The sequence below is a fragment of the Streptomyces sp. SID12501 genome (assembly GCF_010550245.1).
Lineage (GTDB): Bacteria > Actinomycetota > Actinomycetes > Streptomycetales > Streptomycetaceae > Streptomyces.
In genome coordinates, this window is the sequence record NZ_JAAGLU010000304.1 from 1 (window position 1) to 582 (window position 582).

The following is a 582-nucleotide window of genomic DNA, read 5'->3' on the forward strand; positions in this document are numbered from 1 at the left end:
CCCGGCCGCCGAGGTGGTCCGCCATCGCGTCGAGGAACGCGCGCTTGCGGGCGCGGCTGATCTGCAGCTCGTCGCCGCCAAGCATCACGGACGTCGACTGCCGCACCGCGTGCACGTGCCGCAGGTTCACCAGGTAGCAGTTGTTGCTGCGGAAGAACCCCTGCCCCGCGAGCTGCTCCTCGATCGCCTTGAGGGTCCCCGTGAACGCGTACCTCCGCCCGATCGCGTGCACGACGATGCGGTGCTTGATGCTCTCGACGTACACGATGTCCGCGACGTCGACGCGCGCCGTGCCGCCCGCGACGGGGAGCATGACGCCCTCCGACTGCGTGCGACGCACGCGCTGCAGCGACCTCGCGAGTTCCTGCGAGAACGCGAAGTACGGCACGGGCTTGACCAGGTAGCTCAGGGCGTCGACCTCGTAGCCCTTGATCGCCATCTGCGCCATGCGCGTGATGAACACGATGACGACGCGGTCGTCGAGCGCGCGCACCGCGTGCGCGGTCTCGAACCCGTCCATGCGCGCCATCTCGACGTCGAGGAACAGCACGTCGAAGTCGGCGCGGTAGCCGCGCGTGAGCT

1 protein-coding gene is annotated in these 582 nt (G+C 69.1%); it reads right to left on the minus strand.

Translation table 11 applies throughout. The annotated features are described in order from the left end of the window. A partial coding sequence (locus tag G3I71_RS45890; RefSeq protein WP_164324877.1) for a LytTR family DNA-binding domain-containing protein occupies positions 1-582 on the minus strand: 582 nt, incomplete at both ends.